At 44.0% G+C, this 3,257-nt stretch carries 4 protein-coding genes; 3 read left to right on the top strand and 1 reads right to left on the bottom strand.

Translation table 11 applies throughout. From position 1 onward, the window contains the following. Positions 1-700 (top strand): DMT family transporter (locus B3182_RS03840; protein WP_292751622.1); only part of this gene is annotated, 700 nt, incomplete at its 5' end. Between the two features lie 164 nt (positions 701-864). Here the strand turns inward: B3182_RS03840 and B3182_RS03835 are convergent. Next, on the bottom strand, positions 865-1,812 hold the full coding sequence (locus B3182_RS03835) for a PRC-barrel domain-containing protein (protein ID WP_292353879.1): 948 nt from the start codon (positions 1,810-1,812) through the stop codon (positions 865-867). A 352-nt stretch (positions 1,813-2,164) separates the two neighbouring features. Between B3182_RS03835 and trhA the strand changes: the two genes are divergently transcribed. Both trhA and B3182_RS03825 read left to right on the top strand, forming a co-directional pair. Next, positions 2,165-2,821, top strand: coding sequence for a PAQR family membrane homeostasis protein TrhA (gene trhA, locus B3182_RS03830; RefSeq protein ID WP_292751619.1), 657 nt, complete (start codon positions 2,165-2,167; stop codon positions 2,819-2,821). A 225-nt stretch (positions 2,822-3,046) separates the two neighbouring features. Further along, the coding region (locus tag B3182_RS03825) for a hypothetical protein (protein ID WP_292751616.1) at positions 3,047-3,257 on the top strand (211 nt) is incomplete at its 3' end.

Genomic DNA, 3,257 nt, shown 5'->3' with positions numbered 1-3,257 from the left:
GCGTCTGGCAGCAGCTGGGGTGTTCACTTTTCCCGTGGCCACTGGCATGTACTACATTACGGCGGTTGCTTTTAAAGGCCAAGCTGAGGTAGCAGCCCAATTCGCAAAACTCAAACCACTGATCTCGATTATCTTTGCAGCGGTCTTTGTAGGTGAGGCGCTGAACGCCGAGATGGTGTTTCCGATTGTGCTGATAGCTGCGGGTATAAACATTTTTATTGTCACCGCAATACGCGGAAAAATTACCATGCAGGCGGTGTTTTTGGGAGCACTTACCGCGATGGCCTGGTCTGTAGGTGAAACCTTCATGATTCTGGGCCTGACCGGCGGTTCTCCTCTGACTGATAATTTCGTATCTTTAGTGTTTGGTGCCTTAGCTATAGTGCCGGTTATGCTGGTTTTTAGTAAAAAGTTGTATATTGAAAGACACTCCCTGGGGGGGGGATGGCTGTTGGCTTTTGCAGTGCATGGCATCATTAGTTTCTGTTTAGCTTATGCGTTATTTTTCGCGGCGCTGGAGTCGGTAGGAATGTTAAAGACAGTAGTTATTAATGCCTTTTGGCCAGTGCTGGCACTGCTTTTTACCTATGTTATTAATCGGGTCCGAAGAGTGAAATACATGGTTCCCTACTATGCATGGTTAGCCGGAATTCTGCTTTGCAGTGGTAGCGCCGTGCAAATATGGAACATGGCAACTTAAAAGGCATACCTGATTAATATGCTCGAACCTGATAGTTCAGATCGGCCAGCTTGATTCCAGGTATCATCATGCCCCAAAAAAAAGCCCGATGAAACATGCGTTCCACCGGGCGAATTATGATCATCAGTTGGCTAAGAGGACAAAAAAGCCAATCAGATTATCAATTATTGACGTAATGCAGTGCTGATGGCTGCATCACCTTCCAGTTCAATATAGTCTTCTGAACCGTAATCATTCATCTCTTTAAGCTGAGACTGTGTTGCTTTAACGTGCAATTCATCATTTGTGCGAGTGAACTTTTCAAGCGGTATCAAAATGGTTTTGCCACCTACGCCGAGCAAACCACCAACTGTAACAACGGCATGAACGTTTTGGTTATCAGGGCTCATAACGATTTTTTCAATACCGCCGATATCTTCGCCATCACTGGTAATGACGTCCATGCCATTCAATTCATTGGCTGACATATCGTACAGTCCACCTCTGTTAGCTGGTGTGCCTGCACCGGTTGGGCCATGAGGTTGTTCATTCATTTCAACATCATTGTTTCTATCCATTTGGCCTTTCATCTCAACATCAGTGTCGGTTTCGATTTCTGTATTACCGATTTCTTCTTCCTCTTCTTCTTCCTCGGTTACATTACTTTGATGCTCGGATAATGGACGATCAGTTTTTGCTGGATCAGCTCTATTGCCTGCGCTAGGGCCTTCATCATCTAGAGTATGGTTAAATTCGGACTCATCGGCATTTTGACCATCAGATGATTTTTGCTTCTGCTGATCAGCTTTATTGCCCGCACTGGGACCTTCAGCATCGATGGTTTCGTTAAACTCTTCTTCATTGGCATTTGGGCTATCAGTAGATTGTTGCATCTCTTTATCAGCGCTATTACCTGCTCTGGGCACATCAGCATCAATGGTTTTATTAAACTCATCTTCGTGATTCGGCATTGCTGGATGCGTTGAAGATGATTCATTCTGTTGCATCTCGCCTTGTTTACTCGCATCCGATCCATCGATAGTTTTCGAGTAATCATCTGCTGCAATGGCCCCTGAGCTGAAAATCGCGGTAAGGGCGCTGGCTATTAATGTTTTACGAAAAATAGAATTCATAAAAAGTACTCCTATTCGTACTATGAGCGTTTTAAATCTTCGATCCAATCCGGCGGATTGATATCAGACTTGCCATAGTGTGAAGAGAGTATTGGCTACATTGAAAGCAGTGTCTGTGCGTTGTCGAACCAAGGGAAGTGAGTTGTAAAATGTAGATATGCCCCCGAAGATTGCCGCAAACAAAGCTTTGCTATACACCGATGAATTTGGACATGGCTCTTAGTCAGGATTTAACTCAGTCTTTGTTGAAATGTGTGGCATAAGCGCATGGGCTTAGAGTAATTATTTTGGTCATGTTCACAGCTCATAATTTACATAAAGTTGCTGATCAACATTCCCAGAGGAGGGGCGTATGCAAAAATCACATAGCAGATTCAAGCGGGAGCAATCTGGTGGGGAAGAGATTGCCAATGCGATCAGCCATGGATTCGGACTTGTGGCTGCACTGATTGGTACGCCTTTTTTAATCACACAAGCTGTTCGTCAAGCTGATACGGCCTTTGTAGTCGGAGTCAGTATATTTTGCGCGACGATGATAATTCTTTACCTGGGTTCTTCGCTGTATCACGCATTGCCTGCGGGGAAGGCGAAGCAGCTTTTCCGGCGTATTGAACATTCTGCAATTTATCTGTTGATCGCTGGGACGTATACACCTTTCACCTTTGGTGTGCTGTATGGCGCATGGGGCTGGACACTATTTGGCATTATCTGGGGGCTGGCAGGTATTGGTATTGTTCTTAAAATAGTTGAAAAACAACAACATCCGATCTTCTCTACCAGTCTTTATTTATTAATGGGATGGGTGATCTTGGTGGCTATCAAGCCTTTGCTGGAAAACTTACCCACTACTGGTTTTTTATGGTTAGTGGCAGGTGGTTTGTCTTATACCTTGGGGGTTGTGTTTTTTGCCACCGATTCAAAACTGACATATGGTCACTTTATATGGCATTTATTTGTTCTGGGGGGGACCACATGCCATTTTTTTGCCGTGTTGTGGTATGCCGCTTAGCTGAATAAATAGGGTTAATGTTGGAGTTATATACCTGGTTTAGGTGTTAGGGGCAGTTTACTCCCAAGTAAAGATGATTAACCCACCATTAGGCTTGTTTAACTTTTAGGGTGAGAGCAACTCAGCTATTTTTTCTCAATTTGACTATCGTATTCCAGAAAATTTGGATTCTGTCGTGTTAAAACTATTCACTAAACCAAAACGAAACTAAGGACGGCTTTCCCCATGGAATTGAATCAACAGGATAAATCCACGCAATTACCATCAAAACTGATGATTCTGATATCACTATTGCAGGGGCTCGGTTTGCTGTACCTGCATCAAGCCATTGAACTTCATTACTGGCCACACGGCCAACCAGAATGGTTATTCGCTTTCTATAGCGTGATGTTTATTTGGCCGATTATGCTGTTGCTTGGGCTGGATCAGAACAATG

It is taken from the genome of Methylophaga sp. UBA4204 (genome assembly GCF_002379485.1).
Taxonomy (GTDB): Bacteria; Pseudomonadota; Gammaproteobacteria; order Nitrosococcales; family Methylophagaceae; genus Methylophaga.
Note: the sequence above shows the minus strand (reverse complement) of the source record. Positions and strands in the feature narration are given on the sequence as shown.

Excerpts from the sequence above, each read along its gene's own strand:
- B3182_RS03835 (WP_292353879.1), bottom strand. The coding sequence starts at position 1,812 with ATGAATTCTATTTTTCGTAAAACATTAATAGCCAGCGCCCTTACCGCG.
- trhA (WP_292751619.1), top strand. The coding sequence starts at position 2,165 with ATGCAAAAATCACATAGCAGATTCAAGCGGGAGCAATCTGGTGGGGAA.